Below are 516 nucleotides of genomic sequence, written 5' to 3'. Positions count from 1 at the left end.
AACAATTAGATAAAATAGAATGGTTTTATCAAGAAGCCAAACGGTTATTTAAAGATACAGGTGTGGCACACCATGTCGATCATATAGTCCCCCTTCAAGGTAAGTATGTTTCTGGTCTCCACGTACCGTGGAATTTACAGATACTAACTGCTTTGGAGATTTCTAAGAAGAGTAACAAACATGAAAATCTCTAAGATAGAGCGGCTTGAAGGAGGGGCCAATGTCGTCGCGTTAAGCACCGAATCTGGCTATTACGAAGGGAAACATAATTATATATATAATATAAAAATAGAATGTTATAAAATATAAGACTAAACAGATATATTAAAAAAAAAAAAATTAAAAAAAAAAAAAAAAAAAAAAAAACAACAACAAAAACAAAAAAAAAAAAAAAAAAAAAAAAAAATAAAAAAAAAAAAAAAATAACAAAAAAAAAAACAAAAAAAAAAAAAAACAAAAAAAAAATTAAAAAAAAATAAAAAAAAAAAAAAAAAAAAAAAAAAAAAAACATAAAAA

General features: G+C 23.6%; 1 protein-coding gene. It reads left to right on the top strand.

Translation table 11 applies throughout. The features are described 5' to 3' along the window. On the top strand, nt 1-194 hold a 194-nt coding region (locus ABNX05_RS26200; protein ID WP_349662354.1), incomplete at its 5' end, for a hypothetical protein. Nucleotides 195-516: the final 322 nt, after the last annotated feature.

Source organism: Lysinibacillus zambalensis (assembly GCF_040183165.1).
In the GTDB taxonomy this organism is placed as follows: domain Bacteria; phylum Bacillota; class Bacilli; order Bacillales_A; family Planococcaceae; genus Lysinibacillus; species Lysinibacillus zambalensis.
The sequence above is the reverse complement of the archived record's forward strand: the minus strand, read 5'-3'. Positions and strand labels throughout refer to the sequence as shown.